The organism is Macrococcus sp. CoH-51_TC_04 (genome assembly GCF_058188655.1).
In genome coordinates this window covers 1-247 of record NZ_JBVGOY010000089.1, presented here as the reverse complement: position 1 = coordinate 247, position 247 = coordinate 1, and the positions used below count along the sequence as shown (strand labels likewise).

The following is a 247-nucleotide window of genomic DNA, read 5'->3' as shown; positions in this document are numbered from 1 at the left end:
CCTTTTGTCCTTCGTGCAGTAGCCAGTAGCAGTCGAACATGCGGGATAGTGGAATAGCAGGCCCAACCTTGAGCACCGCGTCATCGGGAAGTGCGTGCGGCCCCTTGTTCAGAGCATAACCGCCGCCAAGCTCGTAGAACAGGTACGGGTCCATCGGCACGTATAGACGATGTTCAGCATCATGGTCGATCATGGTCAGTCCTGATTAAGAGCGACAAGCGAATACACGGAGTTTGCGCCCTTCACC

General features: G+C 55.5%; 1 protein-coding gene. It reads right to left on the bottom strand.

The annotated features are described in order from the left end of the window. Positions 1-193, bottom strand: a 193-nt coding sequence (locus ACZ2V4_RS11880) for a hypothetical protein (RefSeq protein WP_490514974.1), incomplete at its 3' end; no start/stop codon positions are given. Between the last annotated feature and the right edge of the window lie 54 nt (positions 194-247).